Annotated in this window: 21 protein-coding genes; 11 read left to right on the forward strand and 10 right to left on the reverse strand. The window is 42.5% G+C overall.

From position 1 onward, the window contains the following. Nucleotides 1–25 precede the first annotated feature (25 nt). Nucleotides 26–1,096 carry a phosphoribosylformylglycinamidine cyclo-ligase gene (gene purM, locus METVE_RS0102940; protein WP_255349063.1) on the reverse strand — a complete coding sequence of 357 codons (1,071 nt, stop codon included), beginning with the start codon at nucleotides 1,094–1,096 and terminating at the stop codon, nucleotides 26–28. Between the two features lie 108 nt (nucleotides 1,097–1,204). On the opposite strand from purM, the gene METVE_RS0102945 reads away from it, so the two are divergent. The 4 genes from METVE_RS0102945 to METVE_RS0102960 all read left to right on the forward strand — a co-directional run bounded on the left by METVE_RS0102945 (nucleotide 1,205) and on the right by METVE_RS0102960 (nucleotide 5,893). After that, nucleotides 1,205–2,311 carry an AI-2E family transporter gene (locus METVE_RS0102945; protein ID WP_020166958.1) on the forward strand — a complete coding sequence of 369 codons (1,107 nt, stop codon included), beginning with the start codon at nucleotides 1,205–1,207 and terminating at the stop codon, nucleotides 2,309–2,311. A gap of 66 nt (nucleotides 2,312–2,377) precedes the next feature. After that, a complete protein-coding gene (locus METVE_RS0102950; protein ID WP_020166959.1) occupies nucleotides 2,378–2,980 on the forward strand; it encodes an HdaA/DnaA family protein in 603 nt (200 codons plus the stop codon). Nucleotides 2,981–3,102: 122 nt separating this feature from the next. Next, complete coding sequence (locus tag METVE_RS0102955; RefSeq protein ID WP_020166960.1) at nucleotides 3,103–4,737, forward strand: NAD(P)/FAD-dependent oxidoreductase; 1,635 nt, start codon at nucleotides 3,103–3,105, stop codon at nucleotides 4,735–4,737. A 37-nt stretch (nucleotides 4,738–4,774) separates the two neighbouring features. After that, nucleotides 4,775–5,893 (forward strand): calcium:proton antiporter, encoded by a 1,119-nt coding sequence (locus METVE_RS0102960; RefSeq protein WP_020166961.1) that lies wholly within the window; start codon nucleotides 4,775–4,777, stop codon nucleotides 5,891–5,893. A gap of 57 nt (nucleotides 5,894–5,950) precedes the next feature. Here the strand turns inward: METVE_RS0102960 and soxZ are convergent, their stop codons facing one another. The 3 genes from soxZ to METVE_RS0102975 are packed head-to-tail and all read right to left on the reverse strand — an operon-like array spanning nucleotide 5,951 to nucleotide 8,351. Continuing rightward, entirely contained in the window at nucleotides 5,951–6,265 is a 315-nt protein-coding gene (gene soxZ / locus METVE_RS0102965) for a thiosulfate oxidation carrier complex protein SoxZ (RefSeq protein ID WP_026361983.1), read from the reverse strand. A gap of 11 nt (nucleotides 6,266–6,276) precedes the next feature. Further along, complete coding sequence (locus METVE_RS0102970) at nucleotides 6,277–6,717, reverse strand: thiosulfate oxidation carrier protein SoxY (RefSeq protein WP_020166963.1); 441 nt, start codon at nucleotides 6,715–6,717, stop codon at nucleotides 6,277–6,279. Further along, nucleotides 6,717–8,351 carry a beta-barrel assembly-enhancing protease gene (locus tag METVE_RS0102975; RefSeq protein WP_020166964.1) on the reverse strand — a complete coding sequence of 545 codons (1,635 nt, stop codon included), beginning with the start codon at nucleotides 8,349–8,351 and terminating at the stop codon, nucleotides 6,717–6,719. The genes METVE_RS0102970 and METVE_RS0102975 overlap by 1 nt, the downstream gene beginning before the upstream one ends. Nucleotides 8,352–8,378: 27 nt before the next feature. Here METVE_RS0102975 and moaC point away from each other — a divergent pair, with 27 nt between their 5' ends. Further along, the gene (gene moaC, locus METVE_RS0102980; protein WP_020166965.1) at nucleotides 8,379–8,870 is read left to right on the forward strand and encodes a cyclic pyranopterin monophosphate synthase MoaC; all 492 of its coding nucleotides are present in this window, start codon (nucleotides 8,379–8,381) and stop codon (nucleotides 8,868–8,870) included. Between the two features lie 91 nt (nucleotides 8,871–8,961). Here the strand turns inward: moaC and METVE_RS0102985 are convergent, their stop codons facing one another. Together METVE_RS0102985 and METVE_RS0102990 are read right to left on the reverse strand one after the other, a co-directional pair. Then, entirely contained in the window at nucleotides 8,962–9,804 is an 843-nt protein-coding gene (locus tag METVE_RS0102985; RefSeq protein ID WP_020166966.1) for an SPFH domain-containing protein, read from the reverse strand. Between the two features lie 82 nt (nucleotides 9,805–9,886). Continuing rightward, a complete protein-coding gene (locus tag METVE_RS0102990) occupies nucleotides 9,887–10,330 on the reverse strand; it encodes an NfeD family protein (RefSeq protein WP_020166967.1) in 444 nt (147 codons plus the stop codon). A gap of 310 nt (nucleotides 10,331–10,640) precedes the next feature. Here METVE_RS0102990 and METVE_RS0103000 point away from each other — a divergent pair, with 310 nt between their 5' ends. The 5 genes from METVE_RS0103000 to METVE_RS0103020 all read left to right on the forward strand — a co-directional run bounded on the left by METVE_RS0103000 (nucleotide 10,641) and on the right by METVE_RS0103020 (nucleotide 16,652). Beyond that, nucleotides 10,641–11,879 (forward strand): FAD-binding domain-containing protein, encoded by a 1,239-nt coding sequence (locus tag METVE_RS0103000; protein WP_020166969.1) that lies wholly within the window; start codon nucleotides 10,641–10,643, stop codon nucleotides 11,877–11,879. A 51-nt stretch (nucleotides 11,880–11,930) separates the two neighbouring features. Continuing rightward, the gene (locus METVE_RS0103005; RefSeq protein WP_020166970.1) at nucleotides 11,931–12,497 is read left to right on the forward strand and encodes a LemA family protein; all 567 of its coding nucleotides are present in this window, start codon (nucleotides 11,931–11,933) and stop codon (nucleotides 12,495–12,497) included. Between the two features lie 27 nt (nucleotides 12,498–12,524). After that, nucleotides 12,525–13,439 (forward strand): hypothetical protein, encoded by a 915-nt coding sequence (locus tag METVE_RS0103010; RefSeq protein WP_020166971.1) that lies wholly within the window; start codon nucleotides 12,525–12,527, stop codon nucleotides 13,437–13,439. An 84-nt stretch (nucleotides 13,440–13,523) separates the two neighbouring features. Next, complete coding sequence (locus tag METVE_RS0103015) at nucleotides 13,524–16,418, forward strand: valine--tRNA ligase (RefSeq protein WP_020166972.1); 2,895 nt, start codon at nucleotides 13,524–13,526, stop codon at nucleotides 16,416–16,418. Between the two features lie 33 nt (nucleotides 16,419–16,451). After that, a complete protein-coding gene (locus METVE_RS0103020; RefSeq protein ID WP_020166973.1) occupies nucleotides 16,452–16,652 on the forward strand; it encodes a (2Fe-2S)-binding protein in 201 nt (66 codons plus the stop codon). A 54-nt stretch (nucleotides 16,653–16,706) separates the two neighbouring features. Here METVE_RS0103020 and dsrE2 read toward each other — a convergent pair whose 3' ends face one another. The 4 genes from dsrE2 to METVE_RS0103040 all read right to left on the reverse strand — a co-directional run bounded on the left by dsrE2 (nucleotide 16,707) and on the right by METVE_RS0103040 (nucleotide 18,780). Further along, entirely contained in the window at nucleotides 16,707–17,174 is a 468-nt protein-coding gene (gene dsrE2 / locus METVE_RS0103025) for a sulfur carrier protein DsrE2 (protein ID WP_020166974.1), read from the reverse strand. A 10-nt stretch (nucleotides 17,175–17,184) separates the two neighbouring features. Beyond that, on the reverse strand, nucleotides 17,185–17,418 hold the full coding sequence (locus METVE_RS0103030; protein ID WP_020166975.1) for a sulfurtransferase TusA family protein: 234 nt from the start codon (nucleotides 17,416–17,418) through the stop codon (nucleotides 17,185–17,187). A gap of 147 nt (nucleotides 17,419–17,565) precedes the next feature. Further along, the gene (locus tag METVE_RS0103035) at nucleotides 17,566–17,889 is read right to left on the reverse strand and encodes a rhodanese-like domain-containing protein (protein WP_020166976.1); all 324 of its coding nucleotides are present in this window, start codon (nucleotides 17,887–17,889) and stop codon (nucleotides 17,566–17,568) included. Between the two features lie 147 nt (nucleotides 17,890–18,036). Continuing rightward, nucleotides 18,037–18,780: a hypothetical protein gene (locus tag METVE_RS0103040; RefSeq protein ID WP_020166977.1), complete on the reverse strand. Its 744-nt coding sequence runs from the start codon at nucleotides 18,778–18,780 to the stop codon at nucleotides 18,037–18,039. Nucleotides 18,781–19,150: 370 nt separating this feature from the next. Here METVE_RS0103040 and METVE_RS0103045 point away from each other — a divergent pair, with 370 nt between their 5' ends. Beyond that, a complete protein-coding gene (locus METVE_RS0103045) occupies nucleotides 19,151–20,677 on the forward strand; it encodes a porin (protein ID WP_020166978.1) in 1,527 nt (508 codons plus the stop codon). Nucleotides 20,678–21,067 lie beyond the last annotated feature (390 nt).

The raw sequence follows: 21,067 nt of genomic DNA on the forward strand, positions 1-21,067 counted from the left end.
ATGCGTTGTCCAACATATCGTGTGGCTAAACAACAATAGTCGGCGCTTCACCGTTATTTTGTGCGCGAATCGACCCAATTTCATACACGGTTTCACCTGCATCTTCTAACAATTTTTTAGCAGCAGCAGCATCTGTTTTAGACATAATGACCACCATGCCAATACCGCAGTTAAAGGTTCTGTACATTTCGCTGTGCGTAATATTGCCTTGCGCTTGCAGCCATTTAAACAAAGGCGGCAAATCCCAACTTTTTGCATTGATTTCTGCGGTTAAGCCAGCAGGTAATACACGCGGAATATTTTCTGTAATACCGCCGCCTGTAATATGTGCCATACCTTTTGTAGGTAAGGTTTCAATCAACTTAAGCAGTGATTTCACATAAATTCTAGTCGGTGCCATCACTACGTCTTTGAATTTTTTACCATGAAAATCGGATTCGAAATCGATGCCTGAGTTCGCAATCAATTTGCGAATCAAAGAATATCCATTGGAATGGGCACCGCTTGAAGCCAAGCCCAGCACCACATCACCAGCGGCAATACTTAATCCGTTAATGATTTTTTCTTTATCCACACAGCCGACTGCAAAACCCGCTAAATCATATTCGCCTGCTGGGTACATGCCTGGCATTTCCGCTGTTTCGCCGCCCACTAGCGCACAGCCAGACTGCTCACAACCTTCAGCAATGCCTTTGATTACTTGTGCGGCAGTGCCAACTTCTAACTTACCGCAGGCAAAATAATCTAAGAAAAATAGCGGTTCTGCACCTTGTACCAAAATATCGTTCACACTCATAGCGACTAAATCGATACCAACCGTGTCATGTTTATTCAGCTCAAAAGCCAGCTTTAATTTCGTGCCCACGCCATCTGTGCCAGAAACCAGCACCGGATTTTTAAACTTTTTAGGCATTTCAAACAAAGAGCCAAATCCGCCGATTCCTGCTAATACTTCTGGGCGCATAGTACGCTTTGCGTACGGTTTAATTTGCTCAACCAAGGCGTCGCCTGCTTCCATATCAACGCCAGCATCGCGGTAGCTAATGGAATTTGTGCTTGGGTTTGTAGCGGTTTTTTCTGGGTTCGTGGTGTTCAAAACTGTTCTCGATTCAATTAATTGCAATATCACTATTTAACTTAAGTATAATTTTAACTTAAATACACATTTAACTAACTCGCATTTTAACTCACAATTAATTTAACCATGCCTAATCAACCAAAAAACAGTCGCAAACCATTATCTGACTCAAACATTGTGTCAGATAATCGTTGGTTGATTTTAAGTGCAGTTTTTCTACTGTTATTGTATTTTCTGGCGCCTGTGTTGACACCATTTTTAACCGCCGCGATTTTGGCTTATATGTGCGACCCTTTGGTTGATAGGCTGAGCATATTAGGCTACAAAAAATATCAATTTGGCCGCACAACCGCCACCGTATTAGTCATGATGGGACTTGTAGGTGTTATTACATTACTGCTTTTAATTATTATTCCCTTATTGCAAAAAGAGTCGCAACTCATTATTGAGCGCCTGCCGAATTTTATTACAAGCGTTCGCACCATAGCCGAACCATGGCTGCAAAAACACTTTGGTATCAGTTTGGCGATTGATAGCACGCAAATTCAAGATGTCATCACCAAAAACTGGAAAACAGCCGGCGGTGTCTTAGGTGACGTATTAAAAACGGCTGGTACCAATAGCATGGCACTGGTCGGCGTTGTCGCAAATATTCTATTGTTGCCTGTGGTTTTATTTTATTTATTGCGAGATTGGGATGAGATGATTGCAGGTATCGGCAACTTGATTCCACGTCATATTGTTGGCAAAACCACTGAAATCGCCCAAGAGATCGACCAGATGTTAGCTGAATTTTTACGCGGCCAATTTACGGTGATGATTATCATGAGCGTGTTTTATGCGCTTGGATTATGGTTAACCGGCTTAGAAATGGCGTTGCCTATCGGCATCATCGCAGGTTTATTAGGTTTTATCCCGTATTTAGGCCCAGCAATCGGTTTAGGCTTGGCTTTATTGGTTGGCGCATTACATTTTAGTAGTTTCGGTCAATTAATCCCCGTCTTGTTGGTATTTGGTCTTGGTCAATTGATAGAAAGCAATTTTATTACACCAAAATTGGTAGGCGACCGCATCGGCTTGCATCCTGTTGTGGTGATTTTTGCGTTGTTAGCGGGTGGGCAATTATTCGGCTTTGCAGGTGTATTGCTGGCTTTACCTGTGAGCGCGATGATTGCAGTGGGTTTACGCCGCACCAAAGATAGTTATCTAGATAGCGATACTTATCTTAAATAATCAAGCAAGCTTAAACCACCTTAAGTTAACCCATTTTTCACCTCTATTTTTTCAAGCAAAAGCTGCATGAAACAACTGCTACTCGACATTAAACCTGCCGCGCCACCCACATTGCAAAACTTTGTGGTGGGGCGTAATGCGGAAGCGCTGGCGAGCTTAACCCTTTCGATTAGCGGTAATTCACCACGATTTATTTATTTGTGGGGCGAGTCTGGTTCAGGTAAAAGTCATTTATTACAAGCATGCAAAGCAATCGGTGCGAACGTAGCCGATAACGTGCATTTACTGGATAACGCAGCGCAAATTGATTTATTTAACCAATATAATCAACGCAAAGAAGCGGACGAATTTATGATTACCGCAGGTTTGCATGCGCCCACACAAATGGGTTTGCGCGACGACCTAGCAACGCGATTGGCTTGGGGTTTGGTGTATCAGTTACATCCACTAAATGATATTGAAAAAGCCACTGCACTTAAACAGCACGCTTTTGAGCGCGGCATGAAATTGCCCGATGAAGTGGTGGATTATTGCCTGCGTTATCTGCGCCGCGATTTACCAACGCTAATGGCGACTTTAGATGCGCTGGACGAATGGTCGCTGACCATGCAAAAACCGATTACAGTGCCAATGTTGCGCAAATTATTGCAACTCAATCTGGATTTGTAAGTCTTGAATTTGTAAGTCTGGCTTTATAAGCTTGAACATGTAAGCTTCAATTTACTGGTTGAGATTTATATTCAACGGTTTAAATATCCATTTAAACGACTAATACCGATAAGATTAAACCCATGTTAAGAATCACCGAAATCAAATTACCCATCGCCACATCTGCTGAAGAAGGCCATACAGAGGCAGAACTTCGCGTGGCGGCGATTAAAAAATTGGGGATTAGCGCGAGTGATTTAACCAGTTTTAGCATTTTTAAGCGCGGCACAGATGCACGCAAGTCGCATGCGATATTGCTGGTTTATTCGCTGGATGTGGTGATTGAAAATGAAGCAAAAGTATTGGCAAAATTCGCTAAAGATCCGCATGTTAAGTTAACGCCTGATACAGACTATAAAGCGGTTGCCAGCGCACCGACGCATTTAAAATCGCGACCGATTGTGATTGGCTTTGGCCCTGCGGGGATTTTTGCCGCATTGATTTTAGCGCAAGCAGGATTCAAACCGATTGTGCTGGAACGCGGTAAAGCCGTGAAAGAAAGAACCAAAGATACTTGGGATTTATGGCGCAAAAGTAAACTGCATCCAGAATCGAATGTGCAGTTTGGTGAAGGTGGCGCTGGTACTTTTTCGGATGGAAAATTGTGGAGCCAGATTAAAGACCCCAAACATTATGGACGCAAAGTGCTGGAAGAGTTTGTGGCGGCTGGCGCACCAGCAGAGATTCTGTATATCAGCCATCCGCACATCGGCACGTTTCGCTTAGTGAGTATGGTCGAAAATATGCGCAACAATATTATCGCGCTGGGCGGTGAGATTCGTTTTAATTCGCGCGTAGATGATATTGAGATTAAAGATAACGCTGTTCAAGGTGTGATGCTGGCGAATGGCGAACAGATTCCCAGTAATCATGTTGTATTGGCGGTTGGACATAGTGCGCGTGATACGTTTGAAATGGTGCACAAAAAAGGTATTTTTGTGGAAGCCAAGCCTTTTTCCATCGGCTTTCGTATTGAACATCCGCAATCGTTAATCGACAAAGCACGTTATGGCAGCAGCTATAGTGAAGATTTAATCAGCAAGCTAGGAGCGGCTGAATATAAATTGGTGCACCACGCCAGCAATGGTCGTAGCGTTTATAGTTTTTGCATGTGCCCAGGCGGCACGGTTGTTGCAGCCACTTCTGAAGAAGGTCGCGTGGCGACAAACGGTATGAGCCAATACAGCCGCAATGAACGCAATGCCAATTCAGGTATTGTCGTGGGCATCACGCCTGAAGTAGATTTTCCCGCGCATCCGTTGGCAGGGATTGAACTACAGCGTCAATTAGAAAGTCATGCTTATGTGCTGGGTGGCAATAATTACGCAGCACCAGCCCAATTGATTGGTGACTTTTTAGCCAATAAACCATCTCAACAATTGGGTGAAGTTGCACCTTCGTACACGCCTGGCGTTCATCTGACTAATCTGGAATCTGCGTTACCTCAATTTGCGATTGATGCGATTCGTGAGGCGATTCCTGCGTTTGCTAAGCAGATAAAAGGTTATGATATGGCTGAAGGCATTTTAACGGGCGTGGAAACGCGCACCAGCAGCCCAATCCGTATCAAGCGCGACGATGACTCGCTTGAAAGTATTAATACCAAAGGTTTGTACCCATGCGGCGAAGGTGCTGGCTATGCAGGCGGCATTTTATCTGCTGGCGTTGATGGCATTAAAGTGGCAGAAGCAGTCATTCTTGACATCAACAAACTATAAATCGCACCAAAACGAGTAGTAAAAAAAGGTCATCTATATGAGTAACGGTTCAACCATTTCAACATCATCCATCGTTGCCCCAGTGCTCGCTTTAATCGTATTAGGGTTAACTCAGTTACAGTTAAATTTAGGCAATATCGAATCCATCGTCATGGCCATTGCGTTAATTGGCGCGGTATTAGCGGCAGTCCATCACGCAGAAACGATCGCACATAAACTGGGTGAGCCGTATGGAACTTTATTATTGGCAACGGCTATTACTGTTATCGAAGTCGGGCTGATTTTATCGTTAATGTTAACTGGCGGGCCCGAAACCGCTGCATTGGCGCGCGATACGGTATTCGCAGCAGTGATGATTATCATCACTGGTATTGTCGGCATCTGTTCATTAATCGGCGGCATGTTATACAAAGAGCAAGTGTTTAAACTGCATGGCGCGAATGCTGCCCTATCCACTTTGACAGCGATTGTGGTGTTAACGCTAATTTTACCCAACTACACATTAACCACACGCGGACCTGTTTACAGTGGAAGCCAACTGGCTTTTATCGCACTGGTTTCGCTGGTTTTATACGGCACGTTTGTATTTGTGCAGGCCATTCGCCACAGAAATTATTTTTTAGATGCAAAAGATAATAACGACGATGAAGAAAGCGACTTTGAAGGAAATTCAATTTCTGCCGACGAGAATAAAGATTCTAATCGAGTCACTTACATTAGCGCAGGCATGTTATTGATTTGCTTGGTAGCTGTTGTATTGCTGGCAAAATCGCTTGCGCCAACCATTGAAGATTTTGTGAAGTTGATTCATGCACCGCATCAATTGGTGGGCGTGATTATCGCAAGTATCGTTTTACTGCCAGAAGGCTTGGCCGCTGTACGCGCCGCGCGTAAGAACATGTTTCAAACCAGTTTGAATTTAGCGTTGGGCTCAGCACTCGCCAGTATCGGCCTAACCATTCCTGCCGTTGCGATTCTATCGCTGGCAACAGGATGGACGCTGTTTTTAGGCATCGATATGAAATCGACCGTTTTAGTGTTGTTGGCTTTGTTTGTAAACGCCATTTCACTGGCAACTGGCCGCACCAATGTTTTACAAGGCGTGATACTTTTGGTGATATTTGGCGTATATCTGTTTACGACCGCAATTCCATAAAACTTGTTTAATCATAATCCTTGTTTAATTTGGATAATCAGAACTAATTATTTCTGATTATGCAGCCATCACCAACACATCGCCTTCACCTATTTTTCCCAGATTATCTGTCCAGTTAACCATTATTTTGTCGCCAATTTTCGCGTCTTTTAGGTAAAAAGTCAGGTAGGGATTTTTTGAGATGCCAGTTCCCCACTGCATTTCAAGCACGATTTTTTCGTTCAATTTAGCCGTTAACAATTGAATAAAATGGGCTGGAATCAACTCTCCAGAATCGTCTTTTTTGCGGCCAGTTTCCATCGGATGATTAATGATCAATTTGACCTCAGTTAAGTCGTTAACCAGCTTGGCGCGCATTTTTATATTGTCCATATTTTCGCCTTTTAGCCGCAACCGTTTTCAAGCACCACCACATTTTTGGAAGCAGTAAAATATTGGTCGCCCGCCTTAACCACTATTTTCACATCAGAAGTTTCTGCCATTTTAATACGCGTCACCAATTTTGGTAGTGCACCGTTGCTAAACGTAAAATGTCCAATCAACGTGGTCGGATTATGTTCTACAAATATTGCAATCGATTCGGTATTCGGTATGCGGCTATTGATTTCCAATTGTACGATTGCGCCATTTTCTGCACGATCTGGCGCGTTAATATCGATATCATTACTCGGTAGCTCATTGCTAATCGCCAAATCACTAGCAGCATTGCTGAACTTTGTTGCTTCAAATGCGCGCTTGTTCCAAGTGGCGGCTAGCGCATTTATGGGCGTAATCAACAATGTTACCAAACCCAAAAAAACACTTAAAAAATCTCTACGTTGCATCAGCCCATCCTTTCCAGTGCGGTTTTTTCATTTGCCTGCAAACGACGTAATTCTTTTAAACGCGCATCTACAATGGAATGCTCATAAAAATTACCGTCTTTGGCTTTGACCGCGAAATCAAACTGCTCAACGGCTCTGCTTAAATTATATTTGCGATAATAAGCTTCGCCCTGCGCCTGAAAGCGCAAGAGATCTTTACCTTTTGCCGCATACGCTTTTGCCATCATGTCATAAAAATAAGCATCCGTTGGAAACAGCGGTTGTTTTTCCGCAATCAACTGAAGTGCTTTATCTGGCTGATTCGTGGCCAAATAATGTTCGGCATAACCATAAATCAGCGCGCGGTGATTAGGGAATAACGTCAGTGCTTTAGCGTATTGAATAGCCGCCGCCTGCGGATTATTACGCGCGACTTCAATGCGCGCAGCCAAGTTTTCAATAAAAGGATGCTTAGCCGCATTGGTTTTTAACCATTGCATTTGTTTGCTTGCGCCGGCTAAATCATTTTTGCGCAACATCGCCACTGCCAAACCATAATTCTCGGCTGTTTCATTGGCAAATCTGCGCTCTTTCAAATTATCTTGAAATTGGTCAATCGCCGATTGCGCCATGCCGTTGCCAGCGCGCAATTTCGCCTTAACCAGTTGAAAATCCAAACTATCTGGCACTTGCCGGTAAGGCATGGTTTCGACACGGTTTGATACGTCCGCAATGCGCTCCGCCGTGAGTGGATGCGAACGTAAAAAGCTAGGCGCCGTGCCTTCTACAAAGCGCGTGCCACGTTGCAAAGTGGTAAAAAATGCTGGCATCGCACGCACATCGTATCCCGCCGCGTCTAATATGGTTAAACCAACGCGGTCCGCTTCACGTTCATGTTCTCGCGTGTAATCTAATTGCCGTTGCACGCCTGCCGCAGTTGAAGCGGTTAATGCTCCGCTAGCGAGCTCTGGATTGGCTCGCGCAACCAATAAAGCCAGTGCAATTCCTGCAATATTTTTGAAGGTATCGTATTTTTGCGAAGCCAACATCCGCGCCAAATGACGTTGCGTCACATGCCCGATCTCATGCCCCAACACACCAGCCATTTCAGATTCGCTATTTGACGCTAAAATCAAACCCGTGTGAACACCAATAATGCCGCCTGGCATAGCGAATGCATTAATCGAATTATCGCGCACGACGAAAAAGTTAAACGTCTGGCGTTTATCTGGGCCACTGGCGGCTAATCTTTGACCAACCGCCTGTAGATAATCGGTGACTTCCGCATCTTCTAATACATCATCGCTCACAGCCACTTGGCGTAAAATCTGTTCGGCAATGCGCTGTTCATCTTGTGGCGTTAATACCGTTTGCGCAATATCGCCCAAATCTGGCAAATTAGTATCTAAATCTCGGCTAGGTATATTTGTATTTAGCCCACCATCTTCATAAGGTTTGCCAGAAATCGCAGATTGTTTGATGTTGTCTGCCAATGTTGTATTGGTCACAAACAAACCTGTTATAAAAATCGTCTGCGTAAAAATCACTAAGGCAATTTTTGCGCTGGTGGTTTTTTGCCGATTAATTTGCTCATTAATTAATGTTAACTTTAATTTCATTATTGTTATGATAATGCCTTTATGGCGCAAGTTCATGCCAAATTTTGAATGGATTGTAAATACATGGCGAATACCAATCAAGCACTTACCCACTTTGATCACAGCGGCCAAGCGCATATGGTGGATGTTGGCGACAAAGCCGCTACGCGCCGCATCGGCATTGCCACCGGCACAATTAGCATGTTGCCCACCACGCTTAAATTAATTCAGCAAGGCGATGCAAAAAAAGGCGATGTACTCGGCATCGCACGTATTGCAGCGATTCAAGCCAGCAAAAAAACAGCCGATTTGATTCCGCTTTGTCATCCGATTTCACTGACTAAAGTATCGGTAACATTCGACATAAATGCGCCTGAATCTAGCATTAACTGCACGGTAAGTTGTGAAACGACAGGTCAAACTGGGGTAGAGATGGAAGCATTGACTGCAGTCAGTGTCGGTTTGCTCACCATTTATGACATGTGCAAAGCGGTAGACCGCGGCATGACGATTAACGCCATAAGATTGTTAGAAAAACATGGTGGGAAATCAGGCGATTGGATTGCAAGCAGTTAAGTTTGTGACGACTTAGCCACTTGCAAAGCTTAATTTTTAAAAATTAAAGCAGAGTCTAAAACTGTGTAACTTAAAACTATGCAAATTGATACTATTTACTGCCAATCAAACTTTTAACCGCACCAACTAAATCGCCTGGCATGATGACGATTTTACTGTTGTTGGAAGCTGAGATTTTTTGTAGTGAAGTGATATAGCGATCGCCCAATAAGAACATAGCTGAGGCGTTGTTTTCTTTTACCGCCTCAGTAATGAATTTAATCGATTCCGCAGAGGCTTTAGCCCCCACCATTTGTGCTTCTGCATCTTTACGCGCCGCTTCTAATCGCGCTTCTGCGTTTAAAATCAGTGATTGTTTTGCGCCTTCTGCTTCAGTTACCACCGCAACGCGTTCACGCTCTGCTGCTGCTTGTCTTTCCATCGCATCTTGCATATTAGTCGATGGCTTAATATCTTGAATTTCAACGGATTTTACCGTTAATCCCCAATCCAGTGCTTCATCAGCGATTGCTAATTTAAGCTCTGTTTTAATACGGTCGCGCGAAGTCAGCGCATGATTCAATTCCATGCCGCCAATAATTGAACGTAAATTCGTTTGCACCATATTACGCATCGCTTCACGGAAATTTTCAATGCCATAAACAGCGCGTTCGATATTACTGACTTTTATAAACGCCACCGCATTGGCCAAAATCACCGCGTTATCGGCTGTAATCACTTCTTGCTGTGGGATTTCTAAAATAATATCTTTAGTGGTGACTTTGTAACTTACTTTAGTAAAGATTGGGTTAATCACATGTAAACCCGGTGAAAGCACGCCGGCAAATTTACCTAAGCGCTCTACCACCCACTCTTCACCTTGCGGCACAATACGCACGCCTTTGAATATGGCTATCGCCACTAAAAATATGAGTATTAAACTAACTTCTGTCATGATATTTTCCCTAAAAATGTAATGCGATTAACTAAACTTTTCTAACCAAAATTTAAGCAAAGCTTAAAATCCAGCATTGAAATCAAATCTTGATAATGCGTAAAGCATTACCCTCAACGGCTATTACTTTGGCTTGGCTGCCCACTTCAATCGTTTCATTTGCCACAGCGACCCATTCGCGGCTACCCATCAAACCTTGTACAAAACTTATTTTGCCGTTCTGATTAGCGTTAACACTTTCAATTACCGTTCCAGTGCGACCAATCTCTTCACCTTGCGCTTGGCCAACTCTGGAATGTGTTTCCGTTTTCTTGTAAAAAAGCTTCCAAATCGCTAAAGAACCAATCGACAACGCGGCAAAAATCGCAAATTGTATGGCTGGCGGCATGGTAGGAAATACCCAAGTGGCAATCGCAACACACAGCGCAGAAATACCAAACCATAATACATAAACGGTACCGATCGCCATCTCTACAGCCAGCAACAATAAGCCAATTGCGCCCCAAATCCACATTGCATCAATCATATTGTCACCTTTAAACAGTGTTAACTAAAGTGATTAATGGTATCACTTTTAGTTTAAAAACTAGAATTAGAACCCGAAATGGAATTTGAGAATCTGCACTATGCGCACGCATGATATGCGCGCCATGTTAATGAGTGCCGCTTCTTATCTATATTGGCTAGAAGAAACACAAGCGGTGATAAAAGCACGCATCGCGCAAAGGCATGCTGGGCAGTGAACGACACAAGAATGGGCAGGAATTAATCACAAAAAAACGTCAAAAAAAGAGTACACTCTCAAAACTAAAGCATCTACAACAAGAGCTATTTTAATGGCACAAGCGACCAAACTGACCATTCCATGCGACCGCGCTGAGCGTCTACAATACATCAGGCGGATTTTCCCACAAGCACTCGGTTCATTTTTAAGTGACGATTGGCGTGGCGGTCGACATGAAGCGCTTAAGCGTTTAAATAGCATGGATGCGATTGCTTACAATCGTAATCGCAACTTTCTGAATGGCAATGTCACCAAACTTTCCCCCTATTTTCGGCATGGCTGTTTAACCTTAAAAGAAGCCAGCGATGGTGCACAAAGCCTTTTTGGTGCACATGCTGAAAAGTTCGTGTTCGAATTAGCTTGGCGCGATTACTGGCGCCAAGTTTGGCACGATAAAGGCAACGATATCTTTAGCGATATGGAAGATCCAAAAGTCGCGCTGGGCGATAAATTGATGCCCGATTTCATTCGCCAAGGCATTACTGGCTTGCCTTGTATGGATGGCTTTATCCGCGATTTGATGCATGATGGTTATGTGCATAATCATGCGCGGATGTGGTTTGCCGCCTATGTGGTGCATTGGCTAAAAGTCGATTGGCGCGAAGCGGCTGATTGGTTTGAGAATAATTTATTAGACGGCGACAAAGCTTCTAATCATCTATCTTGGCAATGGGTTGCCTCGCTTTTTAGCTCAAAACCCTACTATTTTAATAAAGAAAATTTGGCACGCCACACAGGCGAGAAATATTGTACCAACTGTAAAATCACCTGCCCATTTGATGATAGTTACGAAGCGCTTAGCGATAAATTATTTGCGCACCAAACGCCTGCGGTCGCCAAAAAACATAAAATTAGCATGCCGCTAAAAGAGTCTATCTCTAGCCATCAAGCAGTCGCGATATTCGTACACGATGAAATGCTCTCTGCCGCACACCCATTAATGCATAAATCCATGCCAAAAATTTTTGTGTTTGATGAATTTCTACATGGTAGATGGCCGCTTAAACGTCTGCAATTTTTAGCGGATTGCTTAAACGAATTACAAGATGTAGAAGTGTGGATGGGCGATACGCGAAAAGTATTAAAAAGCCGTGGCGTTGGCCAAGTGATTACCCAACAAACGCCGAATATGCAGATAAAAGCGTTATTAGAGCCTTTTAACCCAATTTGGGAGCCAGAAGTTAAGTTTACCCAAGCGACCATTAGCGAAAAACGCCTCAAACGCTTTTCGCGTTATTGGGAAAAAGTCGGCCCAGAACTGTTGGGTGAACGCTTTAATCAGCAGTTTTAAACAAATTGCAATCATGAAACGCATGGCAATCATGCTAATTTGGAGGTTTGAATGGATTTTTTGTTAGTGATTATATTGGTCGTGGCTGCGCTTTACATCATCATGACTTACAACAGCTTAGTGAGTATTCGCAATAATGTCGCCAAAGCTTGGGCGAATATTGACGTGTTGCTGAAACAGCGCAATGAAGAATTGCCTAAATTAATCGACACCTGCAAAGCCTATATGCAGCATGAGTCCAGCACATTAGAAAAAGTCATTCGTGCGCGCATGGGTTTAGATGCAGTGCGTCAAACGCAAGATGTGGCGGGTTTAAATCGTGCGGAATCGTCACTGACTGCGAGCTTAGTGGATCTTTATGCGGTGGCAGAAAACTATCCTGATTTAAAAGCCGATCAATCTTTTATTAATTTGCAGCAACGCATTACTGGGCTTGAGAATCAAATCGCCGATAGACGCGAGTTTTATAATGATTCTGTGAACATTAATAACGTGCGCATTGAGCAATTTCCTGACTTGATTGTGGCACGTGTATTTAATTTTGAGCACAAAGAAATGCTGCAATTTGCACCAGAGGAATTAAAAGATATTCACGTGGGCAATCGATTTAACAGCTAGATTTAATAGTTTAGTTAACACTTTAAAATGCTTCAAAAGTTTAAAGCCAATCGCGTCAATTTAATTGCGATTGGCATTATCGGCGGCTTGGCGATTGGTGCTTATGCGAAAGATATTGGTCCAAGCAATCACGAAACATGGCAACTATTATGCGCGGTTGCTTTATTAGTCAGTGGTTTTGCCACTATCTTCAATTACTGGCGTTTGCTTAAAATCTCCGAAGCACCGATTTCCACAATTGCCGCCGCCGCGCAAGGTTATGTCGAGCTGCATGGTACGGCATCTACTGAAAACTCACTTAAAACACCTTTTCACGGCATTCCTTGTGTTTGGTATCGCGCATGGGTTTACGCCAATGTAGAAGACCAAAAAGGCTTGCCCGATATTTGTGGCAATCGCCTGCTGAATTATCATGAAAGCAATCAACCATTCACGCTAAATGACGGCACAGCCAGTTGTACAATCAATCCTAAAGATGCTGAAGTCATCCATTTTGAAGCGCGTACTTGGCGCAAAAATGCGCACCGTTACGTAGAGCAATATTTACCTGCAGCTAAAAAACTCTATGTTTTAGGGCAATTAAATACACTAAAGCATTTAACGGATAAAGCCGCACTGAATCTAGAAGTGCGCAATACTTTAGCCGATTGGAAAAGTCGTCCAGACCAGTTACGCAATCGCTACGACCACAATTGGGATGGCAAGATTGACGCCGACGAGTGGGAATTGGCGCGCCAAGATGCGATCAGACAAGCAACGGCCAATCAAATGATGGCGGCGCATACTGGCAACTTCACTTTATCCAAACCCGCAAATAATCAGCTATTTTTAATATCCGCACAATCACCGCAACAATTGCGCAATAGTTATCAATATTGGTCTTTGGTGCATATCATCACTTTTTTATTTGTATTGGTGGCATTTAAAATAACGACAAATTAAGCACAAAAAATCCTACTCATTCGTTTTAAATTCCTTCATATTCGTTTGCTAAATTAGCGATTCCGCCGTGTTAAAATAGCGGCTATGGACACTGCAAACACACAAACCCGAGAATTAGCCAAATCATTCGACCCGAAAGCCATTGAAAGCCATTGGTATGCGTTTTGGGAGAGCAAAGGCTATTACGGCGCTGGCTTAAATCCAGCTATCAAAGATAATTTCTGTATTTTATTACCGCCACCCAACGTCACTGGCACTTTGCATATGGGCCATGGCTTTAACCAAACGCTGATGGATGCGCTGACACGTTATCACCGTATGCGTGGCGATAACACGCTGTGGCAACCTGGTACAGACCATGCAGGTATCGCAACCCAAATTGTGGTGGAGCGCCAACTGGATGCACAAGGCGTTTCGCGCCACGATTTAGGTCGTGAGAAATTCTTGGAAAAAGTGTGGGAATGGAAAGAATACTCTGGCGGCAGCATTACCAAACAAATGCGCCGCTTGGGCACTTCGCCTGATTGGAGCCGTGAGCGTTTTACGATGGATGAAGGTTTAAGCAAAACCGTCACCAAAACTTTTGTAGATTTATATAACGAAGGCCTGATTTATCGCGGTAAACGCTTGGTGAATTGGGATGTAAAACTCGGCACAGCGGTTTCAGATTTAGAAGTAGTGCAGGAAGAAGAAGATGGCTTTATGTGGCATATCAACTATCCACTTGCAGATGGTTCTGGCCATTTAACGGTAGCGACAACACGCCCTGAAACAATGCTGGGTGACGTTGCAGTGATGGTGCATCCTGAAGATGCTCGCTACAAAAATTGGGTTGGAAAAAGTGTTAAGCTACCGCTTTGCGACCGAGAAATTCCGATTATTGCCGATGATTATGTGGATATGGAATTTGGTACAGGTTGCGTAAAAGTAACGCCAGCGCATGATTTTAATGACAATATGGTTGGCCAACGTCAAGGTTTAGATAAAATCGTGATTCTGGATCTGAAAGGATTTTTGCCGCCTAGCGCAGAAGTTTGGGGTGCAAACGGCTCAGCTAAACAGCCCATTGATTTACCGCAAAACTTGATTGGTTTAGAGCGTTTTGCTGCGCGTAAACAGGTCGTGAGTGATTTAGAATCCGGCGGGTTTTTAGTTAAAGCTGAAAAACACAAACTCAAAGTACCGCGTGGCGACCGAACTGGCGTGGTGATTGAACCGATGCTGACTGACCAATGGTTCGTGGCAATGAGCAAACCAAGTGATGATGGCAAAAGTATCACGCAAAAAGCATTGGATGTTGTTGAATCTGGTGAAATCAAATTCTATCCAGAAAACTGGGTAAACACTTACAACCAATGGTTAAACAATATTCAGGATTGGTGCATTTCGCGTCAGCTTTGGTGGGGGCATCAGATTCCTGCTTGGTATGGTGACGATGGCAGTTTTTATGTGGCGCATGATGAAAATGAAGCGCGTGCAATAGCGACAGCAAAAGGTTATACAGGTAATCTCAAACGCGATAATGATGTATTGGATACTTGGTACTCATCAGCCTTGTGGCCTTTTTCAACCCTAGATTGGACCGGCGATAAAGCCAAGGATGACGCCAATCTTGCGCTGCAACAATATCTACCTTCTAGCGTGCTAGTTACAGGTTTCGATATTATCTTTTTCTGGGTGGCGCGTATGGTGATGATGACCAAGCACATCACTGGAAAAATCCCGTTTAAGCATGTGTATGTACACGGCCTGATTCGAGATGCCGAAGGCCAAAAAATGTCTAAATCTAAGGGCAATGTGCTGGATCCGATTGATTTGATCGACGGTATTGATTTAGACGCGCTGATTAAAAAACGCACGACAGGCTTGATGAACCCAAGAGATACTGAAAAAATTGAAAAGCGTACGCGTAAGGAGTTTCCAGAAGGTATCGCCGCTTATGGAACGGATGCGCTTAGATTTACATTTGCTGCATTAGCAAGCCCAGGTCGCGATATTAAGTTCGATTTACAACGTTGCGACGGCTACCGTAATTTCTGCAATAAATTGTGGAATGCCACACGCTTTGTGTTGATGAATACGCAAAATGAAGATGGCAGCCCGCAAGATAATGGTTTGGAAGATTGCAAAACGCAGCCTGATGGTTACTTAAGTTTTAGCCAAGCTGACCGCTGGATTGTGAGCAGATTACAACGCACGGAAGCCGATGTTGAACGTGCGTTTACCGATTATCGTTTTGACTTGGCGGCAAAAGCTATTTACGAATTTGTGTGGGATGAATATTGCGACTGGTATTTAGAACTGGCAAAAGTACAAATTCAAACTGGTAATGATGCTGAAAAGCGCGCAACGCGCCGTACCTTATTGCGAGTGCTAGAAACGATTTTACGTTTAGCACATCCTATTATGCCGTTTATCACAGAAGAAATCTGGCAGACGATTGGGCCAATGTCTGGCCGTAACGGCCCAAGCATTATGCTTGAAGCGTATCCAAAATCGCAGCCAGCTAAGATTGATGAAGCTGCAGAAGCGTGGGTGGCATTATTAAAACAAGCCGTAGATGCTTGCCGCAGTTTGCGCGGTGAAATGAGCATTTCACCTGCAGCTCGCGTGCCATTGATTGCATCTGGCGAAGCAGATAAATTAGCGCTTTATGCGCCCTATTTAAAAGCTTTAGCAAAATTGGAGGAAGTGACTATCGTTGCGGAATTGCCAGAAGCAGATGCGCCGGTGATGTTAGTGAATGACTTTAAACTGATGTTAAAAGTGGAAATTGATGTTGCTGCAGAGAAAGAGCGTTTAGGTAAAGAAATCGCGCGTTTGATTGCTGAAATTGGCAAAGCGAATGGAAAATTGAATAACGAAAGTTTTGTCGCGCGCGCGCCAGCAGCCGTAGTTGAGCAAGAAAAAGCGCGAGTGGCCGAGTTTGGCGCGAGTTTAGAAAAGCTGAATGTTCAATTATCCAAGCTTGAAAAATAATACTTAACCATTATTTTTGACCAAAAATCATCAATGTCGATTAAAACCTACAATGACGATGACGATGTGATGTGTTCTTGTAGCGGCACTAAGCGGCGGGATATCAAGCGTTTATTTAATGAAGGCGCAGACCAAGAAGCGATTTCTAGAAGAACGGGCGCACTTTCAGGTTGTGCAGGTTGCGAGTGGGATATTGCGGAGTATTTGCGGGAGCTGGCTGAGCAACAAAAGTAATATTTGTTAAAGCGATGGCAACTAAATCGAGCTGTTTATTTCATTTATTTTTAACTAAATAAATAAATTTACATCTGATTCGCCCGCAAATTCAAAGAAGGTCGCAGCGCCGCCAAACTCGATACCTTCAATAAAATCGCTCGGTTTAAAATCAAATAAATCTACCGTCATTTGGCAGGCAATGAATTTAACGCCACTTTCCAAACAGGCGGTGCGTAAGTCTTCAATACTTGCCACGCCTTTATCGGCAATCTTCTGTTTCATCATCATCGTCGCCATGCTCTCCATTCCGGGTAACATTTGCACAAAATTCGGCATGGGAACTGGCATCGGCATGGCTGGGTTGCCAAGTGGTGAAACTTTTAAATCGCTAATATCTTTTTTAAGCAAAGTTAAGCCATAGAAAGTGAAGAATATTTCCACTTCGTAATCTAATGCAGCCGCAGTTGAAGCCAATATAAAAGGTGGATATGCCCAATCGAGCGTGCCTTTAGAAGCAATTAATGCGAGTTTTTTAGTCATTGCTTTTGAGTTAAGCCACACGCTTTTTAATGTAGAACGTAAACAAACCGTCTACTTCATCTTGCTGCAATAATTCGTGGCCAGTTTGTTTGCAAAACGCTTGGAAATCTTTCACAGAACCAGGGTCAGTCGCCAACACTTTTAGTGTTTGCGTGGCTTCGATTTCGCTTAAGCCTTTTTTACAACGCAAAATCGGCAAGGGACAATTCAAATTACGCGCGTCAATTTCTTTATCAAATTCCATTTTTTATTCCTATTCTGTTCTGAACAGTTATTCCTGAATAAGCTAGCTATTCCCAATAAGCCGATTTTTAACTTAATAACACTATGACGTTAACTTAACAGCAACTTAACACAATAAATGAGCCAAAAAATTAAGTGCTCACAATGTTTATTTTTTTGCGCCAAAAGCATAACCAGCTCTGCCCCAAGCAAGCACGCCGCCGACCAAATTATGTACGTTTTTTAAACCTTTGCTGGTGGCGAAATCCGCTGCATGTGCAGAGCGCACGCCGCTGTGGCAGTAAAATATAACGCTATTTGCATTGACTAATTTTTCATATTCCACTGGCAACATGGATAATTGAATATGAATTGCGCCAGGAATGATACCGCGCGCGACTTCGTCGTCATTGCGCACATCCACTAACATCACTTTGGGCTGGGTAATTAAATTGAGTAAATCTGCTGCTTCAATATCTGAATAATTTTTCATCGTAACTTTTAAATAGTAACTTTCATAGGGCGAACTTCACAATAATTTTTGTATTGTACACATGAAGACTAAGCATTAAAACGCTTAAAAACATTGCACATTGCAAGCGATTCCATCATTAAACTTAACCTAAAATATAGGTTAAGTTTAAAAAGCGTAAATCATTCTTAACGCAAATAACTTTTCAGACTTTTTAGCTAAGTTTAATCTTGAAACGCCTGTGCCTGCTTGTACGGTAATATTGCTATTTAAATCCACATGCATTTGCGGTGTAACACTGTATCTCCACACGCCTTTTGTATCGACTTCATGGTTCAGTTCTAGCCCAACCGTATATCTTGGCGAGAAATCGTAAAACAAATTATTGTTTATCAACCCGATTGCATTGCTGCTTTTGCCGAATTCGGGCTTTCTCAATCCAACCATATTCAATGTGCTCCACTTACCCATAAATCGGTAGCCATTAATATATAAAACATCTGATGAATACTTGGCTGATTCTCGATTTTTTGTCGCGATTACTTGCCAACCATGAATCATATTGGGGTTATTCAAACTGTTAGAGAATGTGCCTTGAAACGCGACCTTGTAATCGGTGATTTTGGAGTTTTCGGTAGGTAACTCCAATTCAAAAGCTAATCCATCAGCGAAGGCATATTCAATTTCTGGCGCCCATTCCAATGGTCCGCCATGAATATTTTGTTGTGCAAGTGTATTGATTTCCAGCTCGCCTTTCTTTGCCCCCAACGGCCTGACAAGGTCAAACAATAACGGCTCCGGAATATGTGGATTACCACTACTTAATGCAGCTGTTCCTTCAGTAAAATCAGCATATGCAGGTACTGCGATAATTGCAAAAATAGAACAAAAACAGAATTTAATACGTTTCATAACTTAAAAAGTCAAATAATAGTGAATCTTGTAACAACTTATCGTTGTCATGTTTTTATTTCGTGTACTTATTTTCAAGTAGCTAAAAATAATATGCTTAAAGCACAATGACCAAATAAATAGGCCTTGTATCGGCAAGCATATCGGTTTTTAGTTCCCGATTAAATCGGTCATGCGGAATCTATTATAAATGCTGGCAGTAACGTGACAAAATTATCACGCTAAAAAATTAGTTAAGTATTAGCCGCTACTTAAAACGATGCAATATATAGTCCTTTTATATAGTCTTGTCATATTAATGTCATATTTATTTTTAATAATTTCAATCCTATCATTCACAAATCGTCGAGGAAGAATTAAAAAACTCTATATGCCTACAAATTTTAAAATTCAGTTAGCGCTAGTTTTATTTTCTACTATCAGTCATGCCAATGCTGCGCATTTAAATAAATTCGCAGACAACACATCTACCAATAACAACAATACTACTCAAAACACGCCTAAAGATGAGCCTGTAGTTGCTCAGAACAACGTTTCAAGCCAACCAGGTTTTGACTTCCTAAATTCTGACGCACCATTCAAATACGGTTTTAATATAGGTGATCAGCCAGTCAATATTCAATTTTACGGCATTATCGATATTGCCCTCGCTAACGCTAACCACTCTCTGCCAGCCAATTACGAGCTGCCTAATAATTTATATCCCTACTCTGGCGCTAAAGTTAATCCGGCAGTTAAATCTCGTACCAAATGGATTAATGGCGGCCTACAAGATTCAAGGTTTGGTTTAAAAGGTGATGTTGGTCAATTTAAAGTAATGGATGAATCATTTAAATTTGTCTATCAGTTTGAGGGTGGCTTTAACCCGATTGATTTTAAACTTAATAATGCAGCAGAAACCGTTGCAGACAACTCTGGCACACACGCAAATTCAAGCCTCAACTCTGATTCTTCTTTAAACGGAGAGTTTTTTGCGCGCCAAGCATGGGCAGGCGTCGATGGCGGCAAACTAGGTCGATTAACCTACGGTACGCAATACAATCCGTTCTTCGAAATTTTTGCAGCTTATGATCCGAATAACAAAGCCGATACTTTCTCACCATTTGGTGAAAGTGGCACAGTTGGCGGTGGTGGTGGTATTTCTGAAAATGCACGCATGAAAAACTCCATTAAATATGCCAACACTTTTGATACAGGTGAACATGCAAAAGTGAATTACGCCTTAATGTATGAGTTTGGTAATGCTGCTGGCAGCGCACATGGTGATGGCCTAACCGCACAATTAGGTTACGAAAATAGCTTATTTGGAATTCAATTTGCTTATGACAAATTCACCGATAGCGTTAAAGTTGCTACCGCTGGAATCGGAAATCCTTTGGCGAATGACACTATTTCAGCATCACTTTACAATACCGATGCCACTGTCGTTACACTCAAATGGACGCCGACCAAAGATTTAAAGATTTCTGGCGGCTGGGAACACTATCAACTCAAACCTTCCTCTGATAGTTCACTGACATACTCATCGATATTCGACCAAACTTTATTTGGTGGCGTGGCAAACTCTGCTTTAAAACCAGGTTACAAACAAGATAATGATGTTTATTTTATTGGTGCTAACTTTGATTTTTCTCAGCGTATGCCAGCGCTTACTGGCTTAACATCCTCTATAGGCTTTTACGATACCAAGTTTGACGCGATTGATGGGCCGACAACTTCAACCAACTCACAAGGCAATATAGATACTTGGACCATGGTGACAGATTACAAATTTAACAAACGTTTTGATACCTATTTTGCATATACCACCAACCATTTTACTGGCGATAAATACCCAAGCGCTACTAACTATGCCAACGTTAGTACAGTGGGTACAGGTTTACGCATGAGATTTTAAAAACACTTGATATTATTAGCCGTACAAAAAAGCCCGTATTAAAACGGGCTTTTTTACTATATGAATTAGGTATCTTAAATAAGTTAATCATGATCACCCACATCGAGAGTGTAAAGAGTGAACCTAAATTGAATTACGGCTAGGCTTAGTGTTATGAATTATCGAAGCTTATTCATAACACTAAGAAAAAAGGGCTTAACAGTTAAGTTAAACCCTTTTTAAATACTGGTGGCCGGGGACAGAATCGAACTGTCGACACGCGGATTTTCAATTTTAAATAGACTTACATTATTTACTGTATTGGTTCGCCCTCGCTCTCGAATAATCGCCAAAGTAAAATAAAATTGTCACATTCAATAATTAATATTAAATTTATTTCTACAAAATTCG

The sequence above is a fragment of the Methylotenera versatilis 79 genome (genome assembly GCF_000384375.1).
Taxonomy (GTDB): Bacteria; Pseudomonadota; Gammaproteobacteria; order Burkholderiales; family Methylophilaceae; genus Methylotenera_A; species Methylotenera_A versatilis_B.

Excerpts from the sequence above, each read along its gene's own strand:
- soxZ (WP_026361983.1), bottom strand. The coding sequence starts at position 6,265 with ATGGACAATATAAAAATGCGCGCCAAGCTGGTTAACGACTTAACTGAG.
- METVE_RS0103015 (WP_020166972.1), top strand. The coding sequence starts at position 13,524 with ATGGACACTGCAAACACACAAACCCGAGAATTAGCCAAATCATTCGAC.
- METVE_RS0102950 (WP_020166959.1), top strand. The coding sequence starts at position 2,378 with ATGAAACAACTGCTACTCGACATTAAACCTGCCGCGCCACCCACATTG.
- METVE_RS0103020 (WP_020166973.1), top strand. The coding sequence starts at position 16,452 with ATGTCGATTAAAACCTACAATGACGATGACGATGTGATGTGTTCTTGT.
- METVE_RS0102955 (WP_020166960.1), top strand. The coding sequence starts at position 3,103 with ATGTTAAGAATCACCGAAATCAAATTACCCATCGCCACATCTGCTGAA.
- METVE_RS0102985 (WP_020166966.1), bottom strand. The coding sequence starts at position 9,804 with ATGACAGAAGTTAGTTTAATACTCATATTTTTAGTGGCGATAGCCATA.
- METVE_RS0102970 (WP_020166963.1), bottom strand. The coding sequence starts at position 6,717 with ATGCAACGTAGAGATTTTTTAAGTGTTTTTTTGGGTTTGGTAACATTG.
- METVE_RS0102990 (WP_020166967.1), bottom strand. The coding sequence starts at position 10,330 with ATGATTGATGCAATGTGGATTTGGGGCGCAATTGGCTTATTGTTGCTG.
- METVE_RS0103030 (WP_020166975.1), bottom strand. The coding sequence starts at position 17,418 with ATGGAATTTGATAAAGAAATTGACGCGCGTAATTTGAATTGTCCCTTG.
- METVE_RS0103000 (WP_020166969.1), top strand. The coding sequence starts at position 10,641 with ATGGCACAAGCGACCAAACTGACCATTCCATGCGACCGCGCTGAGCGT.
- dsrE2 (WP_020166974.1), bottom strand. The coding sequence starts at position 17,174 with ATGACTAAAAAACTCGCATTAATTGCTTCTAAAGGCACGCTCGATTGG.
- METVE_RS0103045 (WP_020166978.1), top strand. The coding sequence starts at position 19,151 with ATGCCTACAAATTTTAAAATTCAGTTAGCGCTAGTTTTATTTTCTACT.
- METVE_RS0102975 (WP_020166964.1), bottom strand. The coding sequence starts at position 8,351 with ATGAACTTGCGCCATAAAGGCATTATCATAACAATAATGAAATTAAAG.
- METVE_RS0103005 (WP_020166970.1), top strand. The coding sequence starts at position 11,931 with ATGGATTTTTTGTTAGTGATTATATTGGTCGTGGCTGCGCTTTACATC.
- METVE_RS0102960 (WP_020166961.1), top strand. The coding sequence starts at position 4,775 with ATGAGTAACGGTTCAACCATTTCAACATCATCCATCGTTGCCCCAGTG.
- METVE_RS0103035 (WP_020166976.1), bottom strand. The coding sequence starts at position 17,889 with ATGAAAAATTATTCAGATATTGAAGCAGCAGATTTACTCAATTTAATT.
- METVE_RS0103010 (WP_020166971.1), top strand. The coding sequence starts at position 12,525 with ATGCTTCAAAAGTTTAAAGCCAATCGCGTCAATTTAATTGCGATTGGC.
- METVE_RS0103040 (WP_020166977.1), bottom strand. The coding sequence starts at position 18,780 with ATGAAACGTATTAAATTCTGTTTTTGTTCTATTTTTGCAATTATCGCA.
- METVE_RS0102945 (WP_020166958.1), top strand. The coding sequence starts at position 1,205 with ATGCCTAATCAACCAAAAAACAGTCGCAAACCATTATCTGACTCAAAC.
- moaC (WP_020166965.1), top strand. The coding sequence starts at position 8,379 with ATGGCGAATACCAATCAAGCACTTACCCACTTTGATCACAGCGGCCAA.